Source organism: Neisseria sp. P0021.S007, assembly GCF_051956855.1.
Genome location: NZ_JBQCXA010000576.1, coordinates 1 through 671, shown reverse-complemented (window position 1 = coordinate 671; position 671 = coordinate 1). Strand labels below are relative to the sequence as shown.

Here is a 671-nt window from a genome sequence, read left to right as displayed (position 1 = left end):
CGCCCGTATAGACGGGATGCGAGGCAGAAGAGGTATCCAATGAGAATAAAGGATATTCTTTGCCGTCGGTCCAAACCATCGTTTTGCCGTGTGTATCCGCACAAGAACGGATCAGCCAGCCTTCATTGGCACCACTGTCGTAAAAAAGCACAGTACGGTAATTTTCAGGGTGGATATTCGCTTTCATCATTCCTCCGATAGATGTTATGGTATAACATTATACATCATAATCCTTAAAATACAACCCCGAAAAAAGGTCGTCTGAGAAAGCAAACCATATTCAGACGGCCTTCACATTGTTACAATACAGGCTTCCACCCCAATCAAAAGGCACATTATGCCGCTTTTCCACATCGAGCCCTCTCTGTCCTATACCCAGCAAAACCGTGTAGGCGTCCTCCTCCTCAATCTCGGCACGCCCAATGCTCCGACTGCAGCCGCCGTCAAACCGTATCTTCGAGAATTTTTATCGGACCAACGCGTCGTCGAACTGCCCAAACTCATTTGGCAGCCGATTTTGCATGGCTTGGTACTGACACTGCGCCCAAAGAAAAGCGCGCACGCTTACGCCAAAATCTGGTTTGAACAAGGCTCTCCGCTTGCCGTCTACACCCAACGCCAAACGGACGCCCTCGCGCAAGCCATGCCCGACACCATCGTCCGCTATGCCA

At 50.2% G+C, this 671-nt stretch carries 2 protein-coding genes; one reads left to right on the top strand and one right to left on the bottom strand.

Annotated elements, in window-relative coordinates:
• On the bottom strand, positions 1–187 hold a 187-nt coding region (locus ACTHUR_RS14715), incomplete at its 3' end, for a 50S ribosomal protein L31 (protein ID WP_440399331.1).
• Between the two features lie 150 nt (positions 188–337).
• On the opposite strand from ACTHUR_RS14715, the gene ACTHUR_RS14710 reads away from it, so the two are divergent.
• Positions 338–671: ferrochelatase (locus ACTHUR_RS14710; RefSeq protein ID WP_440399329.1), on the top strand; the 334-nt coding region annotated here is incomplete at its 3' end.